Genomic DNA, 19,125 nt, shown 5'->3' on the forward strand with positions numbered 1-19,125 from the left:
TAGATGGAAATCACTCTCTCCAAGAGTCTGTTGATTGCGGTGGTGCTTGCACCGCTGGTCGGCAGCATCATCGCCGGCCTGTTCGGTCGCCAGGTAGGGCGCAAGGGCGCGCAATACGTCACCATCCTGGGCGTGGCGGTCAGCTGCGTGCTGTCGTGCCTGACGCTGTATCAACTGGTGGAGCAGGGCGCCAGCCCGTTCAACCAGAACCTGTACACCTTCTTCGATGTCGGTAACTACTCGGCGCACGTCGGCTTCATGGTCGATCGCCTGACCGCGATGATGATGGTGGTGGTGACCTTCGTGTCGCTGCTGGTGCACATCTACACCATCGGCTACATGGAAGAAGACCCGGGTTACCAGCGCTTCTTCAGCTACATCTCGTTGTTCACCTTCTCCATGCTCACGCTGGTGATGAGCAACAACTTCCTGCAGCTGTTCTTCGGCTGGGAAGCGGTGGGCCTGGTGTCCTATCTGTTGATCGGTTTCTGGTTCAAGCGCCCGACTGCCGTGTTCGCCAACATGAAGGCGTTCCTGGTCAATCGCGTCGGCGACTTCGGCTTCATTCTCGGTATCGCCGGCGTGCTGCTGTGGTTTGGCTCGCTGGATTACTCCACCGTGTTCGCCAACGCGACCACCATGGCCGGCGCCAAGGTGCAGCTGTTCGCAGGCCACGAATGGAGCGTGATGACGCTGATCTGCATCTGCCTGTTCATCGGTGCGATGGGCAAGTCGGCGCAGGTGCCGCTGCACGTGTGGCTGCCGGACTCGATGGAAGGCCCGACGCCGATTTCGGCACTGATCCATGCCGCCACGATGGTCACCGCCGGCATCTTCATGGTCGCGCGCATGTCGCCGCTGTTCGAGCTGTCGGAAACCGCGTTGAACTTCATCCTGTTCATCGGTGCGACCACGGCCTTCTTCACCGGCCTGATCGGCATTGTGCAGAACGACATCAAGCGCGTGGTTGCGTACTCCACGCTGTCGCAGCTGGGCTACATGACGGTGGCGCTGGGCGTGTCGGCCTATTCGGCCGCCGTGTTCCACCTGATGACGCATGCCTTCTTCAAGGCGCTGCTGTTCCTGGCGGCCGGCTCGGTCATCATCGGCATGCACCACGAGCAGGACATGCGCAAGATGGGCGGCCTGCGCAAGTACATGAAGGTGACCTACTGGACCAGCGTGATCGGTACGCTGGCACTGGTCGGTACGCCGTTCTTCTCCGGCTTCTACTCCAAGGACACCATCATCGAGGCAGCCGCACACCATGCCCACGAGTCGCATAGCTGGATCGCGACGTACGGGTACTGGGCAGTGCTCGGTGGCGTACTGGTGACCAGCTTCTACAGCTTCCGCCTGCTGTTCCTGACCTTCCATGGCAAGGAGCGCTTCCGCGATGCCCATGCGCACGACGTCCATGGTCACCATGACAGCGCGCATACCGATGCCGAGGCGCAGGTCCACGCGCACGACAGTCATGCGCACGACGCACATGCACACGATACGCACGGTCACGACGATCACGGTCATGGTCACCATGGTGCCCACGAGCCGCACGAATCCAAGTGGGTGGTGACGTTGCCGTTGATCCTGCTGGCGATCCCGTCGGTGGCGATCGGTTTCTTCACCATCGGCCCGATGCTGTTCGGCACCGATTGGCAGGGCCACCACGCCGCGCATGCGATCAAGGGGCAGGCAGTGTCGTTCTTCACCGGCATCGTCGATTTCTACGATCCGGCACGCGACACCGTCGGCGCACTGGCCGAAGAGTTCCACGGCCCGGTCGCCTTCGCGCTGCATGGCATGATGGCGGCGCCGTTCTTCCTGACGGTCGCCGGTCTGCTGCTGGCTGCGCTGTTCTATCTGTGGAAGCCGGAACTGGCTACCAAGTCGCGCAAGGCGTTCGCGCCGGTGGTGTGGCTGCTGGAAAACAAGTACGGCTTCGACAAGCTCTGGATCAATGGCTTCGCCGGTGGCGGCGTGGTCCTTGGCAAGGCGTCACGTGCCATCGATACCCATGTGGTCGACGGTGTCGTCGTCAATGGTTCTGCCCGACTGATCGACCTGGCTGCAAATCTGCTGCGTCGCACGCAATCCGGTTTCCTCTATCACTACGCCTTCGCAATGATCATCGGTTTGATCGCCTTGTTGGCGGTACTGATGCATTTCTGGCGTTGACCTGTACGGAATAAGAAAACGTGTCGAACTGGCCTTTACTGTCTATCTTGATCTGGCTGCCGATTATCGGTGGCGCCTTGATCCTTGCGTTGCGCAACGCCGAGACCGCCCGCTGGGCATCGTTGGCGGTGGCGGTGGCGACCTTTGTGCTGAGTCTGCCGCTGCTGGGCTACGATACGGCCAATGACGCCATGCAGTTCATCGAACTGCATGCCTGGATTCCGGCCTACAACATCGGCTACAACCTGGGCGTGGACGGTATCGCGGTCGCGTTGATCGTGCTGACCACGCTGGTGACGGTGCTGGCCCTGATCGGCGCCTGGCGCTCGATCGACAAGCGCGTCAATCAGTACGTCGCCGCCTTCCTGATCCTGGAAGGCGTCACGGTCGGCATCTTCGCTGCGACCGATGCGATGCTGTTCTATGTCTTCTTCGAAGCCATGCTGATCCCGATGTTCCTGATTATCGGCGTCTGGGGCGGTCCGCGGCGTATTTACGCGGCGATGAAGTTCTTCCTGTACACCTTCCTCGGCTCGGTGCTGATGCTGGTGGGCCTGGTCTACCTGTATCTGAAGGGTGGCAGCTTCCAGCTGGCCGACCTGTACGCGCTGCAGCTGACCGCCAAGGAGCAGACCTGGATCTTCTTCGCCTTCCTGATCGCATTTGCGGTCAAGGTGCCGATGTTCCCGGTGCACACCTGGCTGCCGGATGCGCACGTCGAAGCGCCGACTGCCGGTTCGGTGATCCTGGCTGCGATCGCGCTGAAGATCGGCGGCTACGGCTTCCTGCGCTTCAACCTGCCGATCGTGCCGGATGCAAGCCATGAGTTCGCCTGGCTGGTGATCGCGCTGTCGCTGATCGCGGTGGTCTACGTCGGCTTGGTGGCCCTGGTGCAGGACGACATGAAGAAGCTGGTGGCGTATTCGTCCATCGCGCACATGGGCTTTGTCACCCTCGGCACCTTTATCGCCTTCACCCTGGTCCGTGAGTACGGCAGCACCGACGCCGCCCGTCTGGGCCTGCAGGGTGCAATGGTGCAGATGGTTTCGCACGGCTTCGTGTCCGGTGCGATGTTCTCCTGCATCGGCGTGCTGTACGACCGCATGCATACCCGCCGCATCGCCGATTACGGCGGTGTGGTCAATGTGATGCCGTGGTTCGCGACGTTCTCCATGCTGTTCTTCATGGCCAACGCCGGCCTGCCGGGTACCAGTGGTTTCGTCGGCGAGTTCATGGTGATCCTGGCCAGCTTCCAGAAACACCCGCTGGTTGCCTTCGCTGCCGCCACCACGCTGGTGATCACCGCCGCTTACACGCTGTGGCTCTACAAGCGCGTGTTCTTCGGCGAAGTGGCCAACGCCCATGTGGCCGAGCTGAAGGACATCAATGGCCGTGAGGCGTTCGTGCTGGGGGTGTTCGCCGTTGGCGTGCTGGCCCTGGGCCTGTATCCGAAGCCGCTGACCGATCTGATGGAACCATCGATCGCCAAGCTGGCTACCCAGATTGCCGCGTCCAAGCTGTAACAGCTTGCCGTACGTTTTGATTTCCAGGATTTGATGATGACCACGCCAACGCTCGCGCCGTTGACCACCGCTGACCTGGCTCCGCTTGTTCCGGAGCTGGTGCTGATCGGCGGCGCCTTTGCACTGCTGATGCTCGACCTGTTCGTGAGCCAGCGGAACAAGGTCTGGACCCACCTGTTCTCCGTCGCCGTGCTTGCGGTGGTGTTCGCGCTGTTGGCGACCGGCACGGGCGGGCAGGGCGAGATCTTCCACGGCATGTTCGTGCGCGACACCGCGGCCGACGTGATGAAGACGGTGATCGTGCTGGTCAGCGGCCTGAGCCTGGTCTACGGCTGGACGTACTTGCGCGAACGCAATCTCTATCAGGGTGAGATCCCGGTGCTGGTGTTGTTCGCCACCGCTGGCATGATGCTGCTGACCTCGGCGGGCAGCCTGCTGATGGTGTATCTGGGCCTGGAGCTGCTCGCGCTGTGCTCGTACGCTTTGGTCGCCTCCAACCGCGACAACGGCCTGGCCACCGAAGCGGCGATGAAGTATTTCGTGCTCGGTTCGCTGGCCTCGGGTCTGCTGCTGTACGGTATGTCGCTGGTCTACGGCGCCACCGGCACGCTGAGCCTGAGCGGCATCCACGACGCGATCGACGGCTCCAGCGAGCGCACGCTGCTGCTGACCGGCACCATCTTCATGATCGCCGGCGTGGCCTTCAAGCTGGGTGCTGCGCCGTTTCACATGTGGTTGCCCGACGTGTACCAGGGCGCGCCTGCGCCGATCGCCTTGTTCATCAGCTCCGCGCCCAAGCTCGCCGCCTTCGGTATGGCGTATCGCCTGCTCGAAGTGGGAATGGGTCCGCTGTCGCCGCAGTGGCATCTGTTGATCGGTGGCCTGTCGGCAGTGTCGCTGGTGATCGGCAACCTGATGGCAATTGCGCAGAGCAACCTCAAGCGCATGCTGGCGTACTCGACCGTCTCGCACATCGGCTTTTTGTTGATGGGCGTGGCCGGCGGTGGCGAGGAAGGCTATGCCGCGGCGATGTTCTACGCGGTGAGCTATACCATCATGTCGACCGCCGCGTTCGGCGCGATCATCGCGTTGTCGCGCAATGGCTTCGAAGCCGAGAACATCGACGACTTCAAGGGACTCAACGCACGCAATCCGTGGATGGCCGGCCTGGTGCTGTGCATCATGGCCTCGCTTGCGGGTATCCCGCCGTTCCTGGGTTTCTGGACCAAGCTGGCGGTGCTCGGCGCCGCGGTGAAGGGCGACATGCTGTGGCTGGCCCTGGTCGGCGTGCTTTGCGCGGTGATCGGCGCCTTCTACTATCTGCGTGTCATCAAGGTCATGTATTTTGATGAGCCGGTGGGCGAGCCGTTGCCGGCCAACAACGATCGTGTGCTCGGCACCGTGCTTAGCGTCAATGCGCTGGCCTTGCTTGCGCTAGGCCTGGCCTGGAGCCCGATCATGGTGTGGTGCCAGCGGGCATTTGCGGGCCTTGCCTAAGGCACGCATCCTCGCATGACCTCGCGGCGCGTGTGCTATGCGCGCCGTCGATGGAGGCCTGAAATAAAGTCGTGATTGCTGTTTCGTTTTTGTTGCAATGCGGTTATCATTTGCCGCGACGTTGAAGACCCCAGGGTTTTCAATCGATGAAAAACTAGGGCTTGCAATTGCCGCTCAAGTTCTTCATAATTCCGCTTCTGCTGCGGGGTGGAGCAGTCTGGCAGCTCGTCGGGCTCATAACCCGAAGGTCGCAGGTTCAAATCCTGCCCCCGCTACCAAGTTTTGAAGTACTGCTTTAATGCAATGCCTTAGGGCAGTACTTCAGCTTCTTGGATCGCAAAGACGCATGTTCCCGTCTTTGCGCCGACCCTGAGAGGTCGGGCTTTTTTTACGCAAGGGGCCCATCGGGCCCCTTGTTTTTTCCGGAACCGGAAAGTTTGCTGCCGGTTGCCGGGGTTCTACTGGCAATCATCTGATCAGGGCAGTCTGTGAGCGAAAAAGCGACCGAAATCGCGAATCTGCTGAGTCCAACGGTTGAGTCCTTGGGCTTGGAACTGCTGGGTGTGGAATATCTTCCCGCTCCAGGTGGCGCCACATTGCGCCTGTACATCGATGTGCCGCTGGCCGAACAGCCCGAGCGCGTGATCAATGTCGACGACTGCGAGCGCGTGAGCCGCGAAGTCTCGGCCCAGCTCGACGTCGAGGACCCCATCACCGGCAACTACACGCTCGAGGTGTCCTCGCCGGGTGTGGACCGCCCGTTGTTCACGCTGGAGCAGTTCGGCCGTCACGTTGGCGAGTCCGCCAAGATCGTGTTGAAGCTGGCGCAGGATGGCCGGCGCCGCTTCCAGGGCCAGATCGCGCGGATCGACTCCGAGGCCGATACGGTGGTGTTCGTCATCGATGGCAAGGATGTGCAGGTGGGCTTCGACAACATTGACAAGGCGCGCATCCTGCCGGATTGGGTCGCCCTGGGCCTGGCCCCGCAAAAACCGAACAAGCCCGGCCCGAAAAAACCCGGGCACGAGAAGAAGAAACCATCCAACGAGTCGGCGGCTGGCAAGCCGCGCGCGGAGTGACGAAATGAGCAAGGAACTTTTGCTGGTAGTGGATGCGGTGGCCAACGAAAAGGGCGTGCCGCGCGAAGTGATCTTCGATGCGATCGAGGCCGCGCTGGCTTCCGCAGCGAAGAAGCGCTATCCCGACCAGGACGTGCTGACGCGCGTGACCATCGACCACAAGGACGGTAACTACGAAACCTATCGTCGTTGGGAAGTGGTTGCCGACGATGTCGTGATGGAATCCCCGGATCGCCAGGTGCGTCTGATGGATGCCGTCGACGAAGCCGACGGCGTGGATGTGGGCGACTACATCGAAGAACAGATCGAAAACCCGGACTTCGGCCGTATCGCGGCGCAGGCTGCCAAGCAGGTGATCGTGCAGCGGGTGCGCGAAGCCGAGCGTCAGCAGGTGGTCGATGCCTGGAAGGATCGCGTCGGCGAGTTGATCACCGGTGTGGTCAAGCGCGCCGAGCGCGGCAACATCTTTGTCGACCTGGGCGGCAATGCCGAAGCCTTCATTCCCAAGGACAAGGGCATCCCGCGCGACGTGCTGCGCCCGGGCGACCGCGTGCGCGGTTATCTGGCCGAAGTGCGTTCCGAACCCCGTGGCCCGCAGCTGTTCATCAGCCGCGCCGCGCCGGAATTCATGATCGAGCTGTTCAAGCTCGAAGTGCCGGAAGTGGGCCAGGGCCTGGTCGAGATCAAGGCCTGCGCACGCGATCCGGGCGACCGCGCCAAGATCGCGGTGATCGCGCACGACACCCGTACCGATCCGATCGGCGCGTGCATCGGCATGCGTGGGTCGCGCGTGCAGGCGGTGTCCAACGAGCTCAATGGCGAGCGCGTGGACATCGTGCTGTGGAACGAGAACCCGGCCAACTTCGTCATCAATGCGATGGCGCCGGCCGAAGTGCAGTCGATCATCGTCGATGAAGACAAGCACTCGATGGATCTGGCCGTGGCGGAAGACCGCCTGGCCCAGGCGATCGGCAAGGGCGGCCAGAACGTGCGTCTGGCCAGCCGCCTGACCGGTTGGCAGCTCAACGTGATGACCGCCGACCAGGTGGCCGCCAAGTCCGAAGCCGAGCAGACCTCCGCGCGCCAGTTGTTCATGGATCGCCTGGAAGTGGACGAGGAAATCGCAGCGATCCTGGTGACCGAAGGCTTCAATACGGTCGAGGAAATCGCCTACGTGCCGGTCGGCGAGTTGCTGGCGGTGGAAGGCTTCGACGAAGACATCGTCGAAGAGCTGCGCGCCCGTGCCCGCGATGCGTTGCTCAACGCCGCGCTGGCAGAAGAAGAAGGCCTGGAAGGAACTCAGCCCACCGAGGACCTGCTGGCGCTGGAGGGGATGGACGAGGAAACGGCCTTTGCTCTGGCCGAGCATGGCGTGCGCACCAGCGAGGACTTGTCCGACCTGGCAGCGGACGAGATCGTCGACTTCGGCATCGAGGGTCTGACCCAGGAGCGCGCCGCGGCGCTGATCCTGGCGGCCCGCGCCGAGGAGATCGCCCGTTTGGAGCGCGGCGAATGAGCCGGCAATGAACCGCGCCCTGACCCCATCAGGGCTTAGAATCAGCGTTTCCCTTGCTCTGGGCGAGGGGGCGCCAACCAGATCATAGGATCCGAATGTCGCAGCAAACCACTATCCGCAAGCTTGCCGAACTGGTCAATACGCCGGTCGATAAACTGCTGGTTCAACTGGCCGAGGCCGGAATGAAGTTCAGCGGTCCCGACCAGGTCGTGACCAGCACCGAGAAGATGAAACTGCTTGGCTTCCTGCGTCGCACGCATGGCAAGGCCGAGACGCCTGCCGAAGCGGCGAGCGAAGCAGCCAAGAAGATCACGCTCAACCGGCGCAAGCTGCAGGAAGTCACGGTCAGCGCCGGCCGCACCAAGACCACGGTCAACGTGGAAGTGCGGCAGAAGCGCACCTACGTGAAGTCCGAAAACGAAGGCAGCGGCCGTCCTGCGCCGATGACGCCGGACGAGGAGCGCGCCGACATTCTGGCCAAGCTCGCCGCCTCGCGTCAGCGCAATCTCGACGAGCAGCAGGCGCTGGCCGAAAGCGACCGCGTGCGCGACGAAGCGATCCAGCGCAAGCGCGAAGAGGAACAGGCTGCGCGCGACCGCGCCGAAGCCGAGCGCAAGGCTGCCGAGGAAGCCGCTGCGGCTGCCAGTGCGCCGGCGCCGGTGGCTGCCGCAGCCGCACCGCCTGCAGCCTCTGCCGCACGCACGCCGTCGTCGCCGTCTGCGCCGCGTCCGGCCCGTCCGGCTGGCGCACCGCCGGCATCGCGTCCTGCCACGCCGGCGCGTCCGGACGACCGTTCCAATGCGGCCAAGCACAAGACGCGCGGTTCGCACGTCATGGTGGCGGGTGTCGAAGACGACGATGCGACCAAGCGTTTTGCCGGGCAGTTGCATCTGTCCGCGGCCGATCGTGCGCGCCGTTCCAACGTGCGCGGCAAGCCGACCGGTCGTCCGGGTTCGTCGTCCTCGCGTCGTGGCAACGACAACGGCCGTGGCGGCAACCAGGGCAATAGCGGTCCGCACGGGTTCGAGCGTCCGACCGCGCCGGTGGTACGCGAAGTGGCGATCGGCGAAACCATCACCGTGGCCGACCTGGCGCAGAAGCTTGCGCTCAAGGGCGGCGATGTAGTCAAGGCGCTGTTCAAGATGGGCGTCATGGCGACCATCACCCAAAGCATCGACCATGACACCGCCGCGCTGGTGACCGAGGAACTCGGCCACAAGGCCGTGCGTGCCGACAATGCCGACTTCGAGGATGCGCTGCTGGCGCATGCCGAGGATGCGCAGGGCGATGCTACGTCGCGTCCGCCGGTGGTGACCATCATGGGTCACGTCGATCACGGCAAGACCTCGCTGCTGGATTACATCCGTCGCACCAAGATCGCCTCGGGCGAAGCCGGTGGCATCACCCAGCATATCGGTGCGTACCACGTCGAAACCGGCCGTGGCGTCATCAGTTTCCTGGATACGCCCGGCCATGCCGCGTTTACCTCGATGCGTGCCCGTGGCGCCAAGATCACCGACATCGTCGTGCTGGTCGTGGCGGCCGATGACGGTGTGATGCCGCAGACCAAGGAAGCGGTGGCGCACGCCAAGGCGGCAGGCGTGCCGTTGATCGTGGCGGTGAACAAGATCGACAAGGCCGGCGCGGATCCGCTGCGGGTCAAGAACGAATTGCTGGCTGAAAACGTGGTGGCCGAAGAGTTCGGTGGCGATACCCAGTTCATCGAAGTGTCGGCCAAGGTCGGTACCGGTGTGGACACGCTGCTGGACGCGATCTCGCTGCAGGCCGAGGTGCTGGAGCTGAAGGCAGTGGCCGAGGGCCGCGCCAGCGGTACCGTGATCGAATCCTCGCTGGACAAGGGCCGCGGCCCGGTGGCCACGGTGCTGGTGCAGCAGGGCGCGCTGAAGCGTGGCGACTACCTGGTGTGCGGCATCCAGTACGGCCGCGTGCGTGCGCTGTTCGACGAGACCGGCCACCAGCCGGCCTCGGCCGGCCCGTCGATTCCGGTACAGGTGCTCGGGCTGTCCGGCGTGCCGGAAGCCGGCGACGACTTCGTGGTCGTCGACGACGAGCGTCTGGCCAAGGACGTGGCGCAGCAGCGCGAAACCAAGCGTCGCGAGTCGCGTCTGGTGGCCTCGGCCAGCAACCGCATGGAAGACATCCTGGCCCAGATGGGCAAGGGCGAAGGCCAGCAGGTGCTGAACCTGGTGATCAAGGCCGACGTGCAGGGCTCGGTGGAAGCGCTCAAGCAGTCGCTGGTGGCGTTGTCCAACGACGACATCCGCATCAACGTGATCCACTCCGGTGTGGGCGGCATCACCGAATCCGATGCCAATTCGGCAGCGGCCTCCAAGGCCACGGTGATCGGCTTCAACGTGCGTGCCGATGCCTCGGCCCGCAAGATCGTCGAGTCCAACGGCATCGATCTGCGTTACTTCTCGATCATCTATGACGTGATCGACCAGGTGAAGCAGGTGGCGTCGGGTCTGCTCGGCGTGGAAATCCGCGAAGAGATCATCGGTATCGCGCAGGTCCGCGACGTGTTCCGCAGCTCCAAGTTCGGCGCGGTTGCAGGCTGCATGATCATCGAAGGCGTGGTGAAGCGCAGCAAGCCGATCCGCGTGCTCCGCGACAGCGTCGTGGTGTTCGAGGGCGAGCTGGAATCGCTGCGTCGCTTCAAGGAAAACGTCGAGGAAGTGCGCAACGGTACCGAGTGCGGTATCGGCGTGAAGGCCTACAACGACGTCAAGGCCGGCGACCAGATCGAGTGCTTCGAGCGTATCGAAGTCGCCCGTACGCTATAACGGCTGCCGGGGCCTGCGGGCCCCGGACTCCGTCAGGCGGAGTTGCAAGGCAAGTTCTGCAAGGCGAGGGCGGCATGGCCGCCCGCGTCCGTTTTTGGCTTCGGTGCCAACTGGCCCTCCGAATCAACCAGGTCCATGACCATGCCAACCAAATCATTCCATCGCACCGACCGCGTTTCGGCGCAGGTGCGTCGCGACCTCGGCACGATCGTGCACGCGGCCGTGCGCGACCACGGCCTGCCGTCGGTCAGCGTTTCCGACGTCGAAATCAGCCGCGACCTGGCACATGCCAAGGTGTTCGTTACCGCGCTGCAGCAGGAACGTTCGGCCGAAGCCGTCAAGGGGCTCAAGGAAATCGCCGGTCAGCTGCGCACGCAGCTGGCGCGCGCGATGAAGCTGCGCCACGTGCCCGAGCTGCATTTCCATTACGACGATTCGGTCGACCGCGGCGAGCGCATCGACAACCTGCTGCGTGACCTGGACGATGTCGGCCCCGAGGCCGCGTCCAGCGACGAGGACGCCGAGCAGCGCTGAGCGCTGCCGGCCGGCCGCCTGTCGATCAGCGGCCCTGATTTCAACGGGCGCGCACAGTGCCCGATTCGAGCACCGATCTGTTGAAACCCCGTATCGTCTATCGCCCGTTGCACGGCATCCTGTTGCTCGACAAGCCGGCTGGAGTCAGCTCCAACACGGCCTTGCAGTCCGCGCGCCGCTTGTTGCGTGCCGAAAAGGGCGGCCACACCGGCAGCCTGGACCCGCTGGCCACCGGCTTGCTGCCGCTGTGTCTGGGCGAGGCCACCAAGATTGCCGGCCTGCTGCTCGGTGCGGCCAAGGCCTACGACGCCGAGATCGTGCTGGGTGTCACCACCGATACCGACGATGCCGATGGCCAGATGTTGCGCGAGTGTGCGGTGCCGGCACTGGACGAAGGCGCGCTGCGTGCGGCGCTGACGCCCTTCATCGGCCGTATCCGCCAACAAGCGCCGATCTATTCCGCGCTCAAGCAGGGCGGCGAGCCGCTGTACGCCAAGGCACGCCGGGGCGAGGTGATCGCCGCGCCGGTGCGCGAGGTCGATGTACATGCGATCGAGGTACTCGGTTACGCCGCGTCGCGGCTGAAGTTGCGCGTGACCTGCGGCTCGGGCACCTACATCCGCAGCCTGGCGCGCGATCTGGGCGAGGTGCTTGGCTGCGGTGCGCATATCGCCTCGCTGCGCCGGCTCTGGGTCGAGCCGTTTCGCGCGCCGCAGATGATCACGCTGGAGGCGTTGTCGGCAGCCCTGGAGGCGGGCACCGACGCGCAGGAGCTGTTGTTGCCGATCGAGGCCGGACTGGCCGATTTTGCGCGGATCGTGCTCGATGCATCGCATGCGGCACGTTTTCGCATGGGCCAGCGCCTGCGCGATGCCGCATTTCCGACCGGCCAGGTGGCCGTGTTCGGACCGGACGGAATCCCCTCGGGGCTAGGCCTGGTGGACGCGGAGGGGCGTTTGTCGCCGCAGCGTCTATTCAATGGACTGAACGACGCCGTAGCTTGTTAAGTTTTGGTCAACTTGTTCCCGGGCCCGCACGACGTTACAATTTTGCGGCCCCAATCGGGGCATCTCCAGCGCCAAGCGCGCTCATCCCTAGCAAACGGCGAGTCCGGCGGTGCGTCATGCACGTTCCTGCCGACCACGCATCTATCGAGTAAACATCATGTCCGTCGACACCCAGAAAGTTATTGAAGACAACAAGCGCAGCGCACAGGACACCGGTTCGCCGGAAGTGCAGGTCGCCCTGCTGACCGCGCGCATCGAGCTGCTGACCGGCCACTTCAAGACCCACAAGAAGGATCACCACAGCCGTCGTGGCCTGCTGCAGATGGTCAACCGCCGCCGCAGCCTGCTCGACTACCTGAAGAAGAATGACAACGAGCGTTACAAGTCCTTGATCGAGAAGCTCGGCCTGCGCCGCTAATCGAGTCATACCGCCGCGGCGCAGCGATGCGCCGCGGCTTTGTTTTGGTCATTCGCATCACGTTATCTGCAGCATGTGGTTCATGGGCCGGAGCCTCCCGGCCGCCCGTTCTCGGCATGGGTCGACGACGGTCCAACGAAGACAGCAACACCTAAGGGAAAAAACCTCCGTGGCAAAAATCACCAAAACCTTCCAGTACGGCAAGCACACCGTCACCCTGGAGACGGGCGAAATCGCTCGCCAGGCAGGCGGCGCCGTCATCGTCAAGTTCGACGACACCGTACTGCTGGTCACCGCCGTCGCCGCCAAGAGCGCGCGCGAAGGACAGGACTTCTTTCCTCTGACGGTTGATTACCAGGAGAAGTTCTACGCCGGCGGCCGCATCCCGGGCGGCTTCTTCAAGCGCGAAGGACGTGCGACCGAGAAGGAAACGTTGATCTCGCGCCTGATCGATCGCCCGATCCGTCCGCTGTTCCCCGAGGACTACAAGAACGAAGTGCAGATCATCGCCACCGTGATGTCGATGAACCCGGACATCGACGGCGATATCGCCGCGCTGATCGGCGCATCGGCCGCGCTGTCGCTGGCCGGCACTCCGTTCAACGGCCCGATCGCTGCGGCGAAGGTCGGTTACAAGAATGGCGAATACATCCTCAACCCGACCGTGACCGAGCTGAAGGATTCGCAGCTGGAGCTGGTCGTGGCCGGTACCGCCAATGCGGTGCTGATGGTCGAGTCCGAAGCCGAGCTGCTGTCGGAAGAAGTGATGCTGGGCGCGGTGACGTTCGGCCATCGCGAGATGCAGAAGGTCATCAACATCATCAACGAGCTGACCGTCGAAGCCGGCACCAAGCCGTCCGACTGGGTGGCTCCGGCCAAGAACGACGGCATGATCGCCGCGCTGAAGGAAGCAGTGGGCGAGCAGCTCGCTTCGGCCTTCCAGGTGCGCGACAAGCTGCAGCGCCGCGATGCGATTTCGGCGATCAAGAAGGACGTGCTGGGTGCGCTGGCACCGCGCGCCACGATCGAAGGCTGGGCTGCCGGTGATCTGTCCAAGGAATTCGGCGAGCTGGAATACCAGACCATGCGCGGCTCGGTGCTGAGCACCAAGGTGCGCATCGACGGCCGTGCACTGGATACCGTGCGTCCGATCAGCGCCAAGGCCGGCGTGCTGCCGCGTACCCATGGCTCGGCGCTGTTCACCCGCGGCGAGACCCAGGCCATCGTGATCACCACGCTCGGCACCGCACGCGACGGTCAGGTCATCGACGCCGTCTCGGGCGAGTACAAAGAGAACTTCCTGTTCCATTACAACTTCCCTCCGTACTCGGTGGGCGAGTGCGGTCGCTTCGGTGCGCCGAAGCGTCGCGAGATCGGCCATGGCCGTCTGGCCAAGCGCGGCGTACTGGCGGTGATGCCGAGCCTGGAAGAGTTCCCGTACACCATCCGCGTGGTCTCGGAAATCACCGAGTCCAACGGTTCGTCCTCGATGGCATCGGTCTGCGGCAGCTCGCTGGCGCTGATGGACGCCGGTGTGCCGATCAAGGCGCCGGTCGCCGGTATCGCGATGGGTCTGGTCAAGGAAGGCAACGACTTCGTCGTGCTGTCGGACATCCTGGGCGATGAAGATCACCTCGGCGACATGGACTTCAAGGTGGCCGGTACTGCCGAAGGCGTGTCCGCGCTGCAGATGGACATCAAGATCGAAGGCATCACCGAAGAGATCATGAAGCAGGCATTGCAGCAGGCCAAGGCCGGCCGTCTGCACATCCTCGGCGAGATGGCGCATGCCCTGACCACCCCGCGTCTGGAGCTGAGCGATTACGCGCCGCGTCTGCTGACCATCAAGATCCACCCGGACAAGATCCGCGAAGTGATCGGCAAGGGTGGTTCGACCATCCAGGCCATCACCAAGGAAACCGGTACCCAGATCGACATCCAGGACGACGGCACGATCATCATCGCCTCGGTCAACGCCATTGCTGCGCAAGCTGCGAAGTCGCGCATCGAGCAGATCACCTCGGACGTGGAGCCGGGCCGCATCTACGAAGGCAAGGTCGCCAAGATCATGGACTTCGGTGCGTTCGTCACCATCCTGCCGGGCAAGGACGGCCTGGTGCACGTCTCGCAGATCTCCAGCGAGCGCGTGGAAAAGGTCGGCGACAAGCTGAAGGAAGGCGATCTGGTCCGCGTCAAGGTGCTGGAAGTGGACAAGCAGGGCCGTATCCGTCTGTCGATCAAGGCAGTGGAAGAAGGCGAAGGCCTGCCGGCGTCTGCCGAGTAACTGTCACTGTTTGACGCGTCACGAAAAAGCGGGCTTCGGCCCGCTTTTTCGTTGGCTGTCCGGCAATGGCGCGTGACTTGATCCTTCTCCTGCGGGAGAAGGTGCCCCGCAGGGGCGGATGAGGGTACGGGCGAAGCATCGTGCGGTTGAACCTTGGCCAAGGCATCGCCTTCGTACCCTCACCCCAACCCCTCTCCCGACGGGAGAGGGGTTTGAGCCCTGCTTACCTGGGCTGTTGTTTCGGCTCGGGCTGTGCTTCCGGACGCGGCGGCACCACGCGTGGGAAACCCGGCGGCATCGTCTGGTCCGTGGGCAAGGTGGTTGGCGAAGGCAGCTGCTCGACCGGCGGTGGTGCGGTCAGTACCGCATCCGGACGCAGCTTCAACAGGGCCGCCCAGTCGCGTCGATTGAAATCGCAGAGTTCTTCGTGTGCCGGCGTGCACTCGCTGGCGATGCCCAGGCCGTCCTCGCTCTGGTCCTGGCTGCCGTCGGACTGCGGTGTCGGCAACTCCACGCGGCCGGCGCGGTCCAGCGGCATCTTGCGCATCATCACCGTATTGAACACATTGCCGCCGATCAGATACAGGGTGCGATCGCCACCGACGTTGGCAGCCACCACCACATCGCAATGCGATTGCCACGGCATCGGCGCGCTGCCGCCAAGCCCGGCCTTGAGGCCGGCGTAGCCGAGCGCGGCGCTGCGCCCGCGCAGCAGGCACAGCAGATCGCCGGGGGCGGGCTTCTCTACCGCCGGGTCAGTGAACTGGTACGGGCCGCTGGCGCCATCGTTGTAGGCGCTGCGGATGTAATCCAGATGGCGTGCAGAGCGATGGAAACCGCTCAGGCCGGCCTGCGTCATCACCCAGGAGATGAAGGCGGCCGACCACGGGTTGTCGACCAGGAACGCGCGGCAATCGCTGGCGGTATAGCGCGTGCCATCCAGTGCCGCGCAGCTCGATGCGCCGGGGCGGCCGCCCATCGATGCCAGCGTGCCGCTGTCGCGCCAGTAGCCGGCCACGCGTTGCCAGGCGACCACGCCGTGGTCGGCCAGATAGCCCGATTCGGCCTCGGTCACGCCCAGGCTGGCCAGACGGCCCTTGGCATCGATAAACGGGTGCTGCCACAGGCGGTGCTCGTTGCAGGCGCTGCGCACGATGGCGATTGCCGCAGGGCTGGTGCCGAAGCGCGGGGGCACATCGCAGACTTCCGCGGCGGCCGCGGTGCCGCCCCATGCCGCCAACACCAGATAGAGCCACGGCCAAGGTTTTCCAGTCATCGCAGATCCTGCACAGAACAATCGCAGCAGGCTGACAGAGCCGGCTGCGGGCAAGCGTGAAATCAGCGCGGCGGCGGGCCCAGTTTGAGCGACAGATCGACCGCGTGCACGTGCTTGGTGAGCCCGCCGATGGAGATGCAATCCACGCCATCGGCCGCAATGGCGGCAATGCCGGCCAGATCCACGCTGCCGGAGACTTCCAGCGGAATGCGTTGTTCTCGCGGCAGGGTGGCAACGATGCGCACCGCGTCGCGACGCATTGCCGGGTCGAAATCGTCGATCAGGATGCGCGTGCAGCCGACCTGCAAGGCTTCGCGCAACTGCTCCAGTGTTTCCACCTCGACCACCAGCGGCAACTGTGGTTGCTGCGCACGTGCGGCATGCACGGCGGCGCTCAGCGACCCGGCGGTGCGGATATGGTTTTCCTTGAGCATCACCGTGTCGAACAGGCCGATGCGGTGATTGTCGCCACCGCCGCAGCGCACGGCGTACTTCTGCGCGGCGCGCAGGCCCGGCAGCGTCTTGCGCGTATCCAGGATGCGCGTTCCGGTGCCGGCCACGGCAGCGACGTATGCAGCGGTGGCGGTCGCGGTGGCCGACAGCGTCTGCAGGAAATTGAGCGAGGTGCGCTCGGCGCTGACCAGGCTGCGGCTGCGGCCATGCAGCAGCGCCAGCACCGTGCCGGCGGCGACGTGCTGGCCTTCGTGCACCTGCCAGTCGATCCGCACCTGCGGATCGAGCGCGCGGTGCGTGGCGTCGAACCAGGGACGCCCGGCGATCACGGCGTCCTGCTTGCACAGCAGATACGCGCTGTCGGCCCGATCGGGCAACAGCGCTGCGGTCACATCGCCGGTGCCGATGTCCTCGGCCAGCGCGCGCGCCACATCGGCGTCCACCAGTGCGGCCGGTGGTGCCTCCGGCACGGTGGTGCGCAGGGGAGAATTCACTTTTCGGGGAAGTCGGCGATCTGCGCAGTGCCGATGGCTTCTTCGGCCAGCAGCACCGGAATGCCGTCGTCGACGCGGAAGATCTGCTTGCGGTCGCGCGTGATCAGTGCCTCGCGCAGTGGCTGTGCCTGCGCGGTGCCGTCGGCACGCTGCAGGGTTCCGCCGGCGATGGCGGTGTTGAGTGCCTCCAGGCCCTTGCCGTCGAGCAGCGAAAGCGGCTGGCGGGTGTCGGGCGAGCACAGCAGGTCGAGCAGTTTGCGATCCATCGAAGTCTTGTCTTGCGTGGAAGATGGCTAGAATACGTCTTTACCGCAGGGCAGGGCCATGACCTCCAACCACTCCGCGCCGCTGGTCGGCATCGTGATGGGTTCCCGTTCCGATTGGGAAACCATGCAACACGCAGCTCAGAAGCTCGATGCGCTGGGCGTGCCTTACGAAGTCAAGGTGGTTTCGGCGCACCGCACACCGGATGTGTTGTTCAGCTATGCCGAGCAGGCTGGCCCGCGCGGTCTGCGCGCGATCATCGCCGGTGCCGGTGGTGCGGCGCATCTGCCGGGCATGCTGGCGGCCAAGACGGCGGTGCCGGTGCTCGGTGTGCCGGTACAGTCCAAGGCGCTCAACGGCATGGATTCGCTGCTGTCGATCGTGCAGATGCCGGCCGGCATTCCGGTGGCGACGTTTGCGATCGGCAATGCCGGCGCGGCCAATGCGGCCTTGTTCGCCGCAGCGATGCTGGCACCGGAGCAGGCGCAGATCGGTCAGGCGCTGGCGCAGTTCCGCGCCAGGCAGACCGACGATGTCATGGCCAGCGACGACCCGCGCCAATGACCACGGTCGGCATTCTGGGTGGCGGCCAGCTGGCCCGCATGCTGGTGTTGGCCGGCGCGCCGTTGGGCTTGCGCTTTGCGGTGTTCGACCCGGCCGCCGATGCCTGCGCAGGGCAGGTGGCGCCGCTGCAGGTCGGCGCCTTCGACGACACGTCCGCGCTTGCCGCATTCGCCGCACAGGTGGATGTGATCACCTTCGATTTCGAGAACGTGCCGGCCGCCGGCGCGCAGCAGTTGGCCGCGCAGGTGCCGGTGTTCCCCAGCGCTGCCGCATTGGCGGTGGCGCAGGACCGGCTCAGCGAAAAAACCCTCTTCCGCGAGCTCGGCATTCCGGTGCCCGAGTTCGCTGCCATCGACGACCGTGCAGGACTCGACGCCGCATTGGCCCGTATCGGCACGCCGTGCGTGCTCAAGACGCGTCGCTTCGGCTACGACGGCAAGGGCCAGTTCCGCATCAAGGCGCTTGCCGATGCCGATGCCGCGTGGGACGCGCTCGGCGCGCAGGCGGAGAAGGTCGGGCTGATCGTGGAGGCCTTCGTGCCGTTCGAGCGCGAGGTCAGCGTGGTGGCAGTGCGTGGGCGCGACGGCGAATTGCGCGCCTGGCCGCTGACCGAGAACTGGCATGTGGACGGCGTGCTCTCGGCCAGTCTTGCGCCAGCGCGTGTGGATGCCGGGTTGCAGGCTGCGGCACAGGCGCATGCGCGCGCGATCGCCGAGCGCCTGGACTACGTCGGCGTCTTCGCGCTGGAACTGTTCGTGCGCGATGGCCAGCTGCTCGCCAACGAGATGGCGCCGCGCGTGCACAACTCCGGGCACTGGACCATCGAAGGTGCCGAAACCTCGCAGTTCGAAAATCATGTGCGCGCGGTGCTGGGTTTGCCGCTCGGCAGCACCGCGATGCGCGGGCATGCCTGCATGCTCAACTGGCTGGGCGCGATGCCGGATGCTGCCGCATTTTTGGCGGTGCCCGGTGGGCATTGGCACGACTACGGCAAGCAGGCGCGCGAGGGCCGCAAGGTCGGCCACGCCACGCTGCGCGCCGAGACGCCGCAGGCGCTTGCACAGACATTGAGCGAAGCAGGCACCGCGTTGCAGCGTGATGCGCAGGTGGAACCGGTGCTCGCGCGTTTGAGCGAAGGGTAATTCGCAGAACCATCGGTGGCGCTGCCGTGGCCTGGTTGATGTGCATTCGTGGCGAAGATGGACAGCAGTGCGCGGTGCCTCCAAATGCGCCG

Annotated in this window: 15 protein-coding genes and 1 tRNA gene; 13 read left to right on the plus strand and 3 right to left on the minus strand. The window is 64.5% G+C overall.

The features are described from left to right. Positions 1-3 precede the first annotated feature (3 nt). From nuoL to pnp, 11 genes are all read left to right on the plus strand, one after another. The gene (nuoL, locus tag FHT08_RS05710; RefSeq protein ID WP_104536849.1) at positions 4-2,178 is read left to right on the plus strand and encodes an NADH-quinone oxidoreductase subunit L; all 2,175 of its coding nucleotides are present in this window, start codon (positions 4-6) and stop codon (positions 2,176-2,178) included. A 20-nt stretch (positions 2,179-2,198) separates the two neighbouring features. Continuing rightward, a complete protein-coding gene (locus tag FHT08_RS05715; RefSeq protein ID WP_166774527.1) occupies positions 2,199-3,701 on the plus strand; it encodes an NADH-quinone oxidoreductase subunit M in 1,503 nt (500 codons plus the stop codon). Between the two features lie 36 nt (positions 3,702-3,737). Next, positions 3,738-5,198, plus strand: coding sequence for an NADH-quinone oxidoreductase subunit NuoN (nuoN, locus tag FHT08_RS05720; RefSeq protein ID WP_166774528.1), 1,461 nt, complete (start codon positions 3,738-3,740; stop codon positions 5,196-5,198). Between the two features lie 201 nt (positions 5,199-5,399). Beyond that, positions 5,400-5,476, plus strand: a tRNA-Met gene (locus FHT08_RS05725). A gap of 210 nt (positions 5,477-5,686) precedes the next feature. Further along, a complete protein-coding gene (gene rimP, locus FHT08_RS05730; protein WP_104606032.1) occupies positions 5,687-6,277 on the plus strand; it encodes a ribosome maturation factor RimP in 591 nt (196 codons plus the stop codon). Positions 6,278-6,281: 4 nt separating this feature from the next. Continuing rightward, positions 6,282-7,793: a transcription termination factor NusA gene (gene nusA / locus FHT08_RS05735; protein ID WP_016903006.1), complete on the plus strand. Its 1,512-nt coding sequence runs from the start codon at positions 6,282-6,284 to the stop codon at positions 7,791-7,793. Positions 7,794-7,888: 95 nt separating this feature from the next. Next, the gene (infB, locus tag FHT08_RS05740) at positions 7,889-10,597 is read left to right on the plus strand and encodes a translation initiation factor IF-2 (protein ID WP_166774529.1); all 2,709 of its coding nucleotides are present in this window, start codon (positions 7,889-7,891) and stop codon (positions 10,595-10,597) included. Between the two features lie 141 nt (positions 10,598-10,738). After that, a complete protein-coding gene (gene rbfA, locus FHT08_RS05745) occupies positions 10,739-11,131 on the plus strand; it encodes a 30S ribosome-binding factor RbfA (RefSeq protein WP_024937968.1) in 393 nt (130 codons plus the stop codon). Positions 11,132-11,211: 80 nt separating this feature from the next. Beyond that, positions 11,212-12,138, plus strand: coding sequence for a tRNA pseudouridine(55) synthase TruB (truB, locus tag FHT08_RS05750; RefSeq protein WP_166774530.1), 927 nt, complete (start codon positions 11,212-11,214; stop codon positions 12,136-12,138). A 157-nt stretch (positions 12,139-12,295) separates the two neighbouring features. After that, positions 12,296-12,556, plus strand: coding sequence for a 30S ribosomal protein S15 (gene rpsO / locus FHT08_RS05755; protein ID WP_166774531.1), 261 nt, complete (start codon positions 12,296-12,298; stop codon positions 12,554-12,556). A 169-nt stretch (positions 12,557-12,725) separates the two neighbouring features. Then, positions 12,726-14,840: a polyribonucleotide nucleotidyltransferase gene (pnp, locus tag FHT08_RS05760; protein ID WP_104606034.1), complete on the plus strand. Its 2,115-nt coding sequence runs from the start codon at positions 12,726-12,728 to the stop codon at positions 14,838-14,840. Between the two features lie 223 nt (positions 14,841-15,063). Here the strand turns inward: pnp and FHT08_RS05765 are convergent, their stop codons facing one another. The 3 genes from FHT08_RS05765 to FHT08_RS05775 all read right to left on the minus strand — a co-directional run bounded on the left by FHT08_RS05765 (position 15,064) and on the right by FHT08_RS05775 (position 17,329). Beyond that, positions 15,064-16,116 carry a DUF2272 domain-containing protein gene (locus FHT08_RS05765; RefSeq protein ID WP_104606035.1) on the minus strand — a complete coding sequence of 351 codons (1,053 nt, stop codon included), beginning with the start codon at positions 16,114-16,116 and terminating at the stop codon, positions 15,064-15,066. 62 nt (positions 16,117-16,178) lie between these two features. Continuing rightward, complete coding sequence (gene nadC, locus FHT08_RS05770) at positions 16,179-17,063, minus strand: carboxylating nicotinate-nucleotide diphosphorylase (protein WP_104606036.1); 885 nt, start codon at positions 17,061-17,063, stop codon at positions 16,179-16,181. Further along, positions 17,060-17,329 (minus strand): Trm112 family protein, encoded by a 270-nt coding sequence (locus FHT08_RS05775; protein WP_016901089.1) that lies wholly within the window; start codon positions 17,327-17,329, stop codon positions 17,060-17,062. Before FHT08_RS05775 ends, nadC begins: the two co-directional genes overlap by 4 nt. 58 nt (positions 17,330-17,387) lie before the next feature. On the opposite strand from FHT08_RS05775, the gene purE reads away from it, so the two are divergent. Both purE and FHT08_RS05785 read left to right on the plus strand, forming a co-directional pair. Then, on the plus strand, positions 17,388-17,891 hold the full coding sequence (gene purE / locus FHT08_RS05780; RefSeq protein ID WP_166774532.1) for a 5-(carboxyamino)imidazole ribonucleotide mutase: 504 nt from the start codon (positions 17,388-17,390) through the stop codon (positions 17,889-17,891). Beyond that, positions 17,888-19,033 (plus strand): 5-(carboxyamino)imidazole ribonucleotide synthase, encoded by a 1,146-nt coding sequence (locus FHT08_RS05785; RefSeq protein WP_104606037.1) that lies wholly within the window; start codon positions 17,888-17,890, stop codon positions 19,031-19,033. Before purE ends, FHT08_RS05785 begins: the two co-directional genes overlap by 4 nt. Positions 19,034-19,125 lie beyond the last annotated feature (92 nt).

The sequence above is a fragment of the Xanthomonas sp. CFBP 8151 genome (genome assembly GCF_011761885.1).
Classification (GTDB): domain Bacteria; phylum Pseudomonadota; class Gammaproteobacteria; order Xanthomonadales; family Xanthomonadaceae; genus Xanthomonas; species Xanthomonas arboricola_B.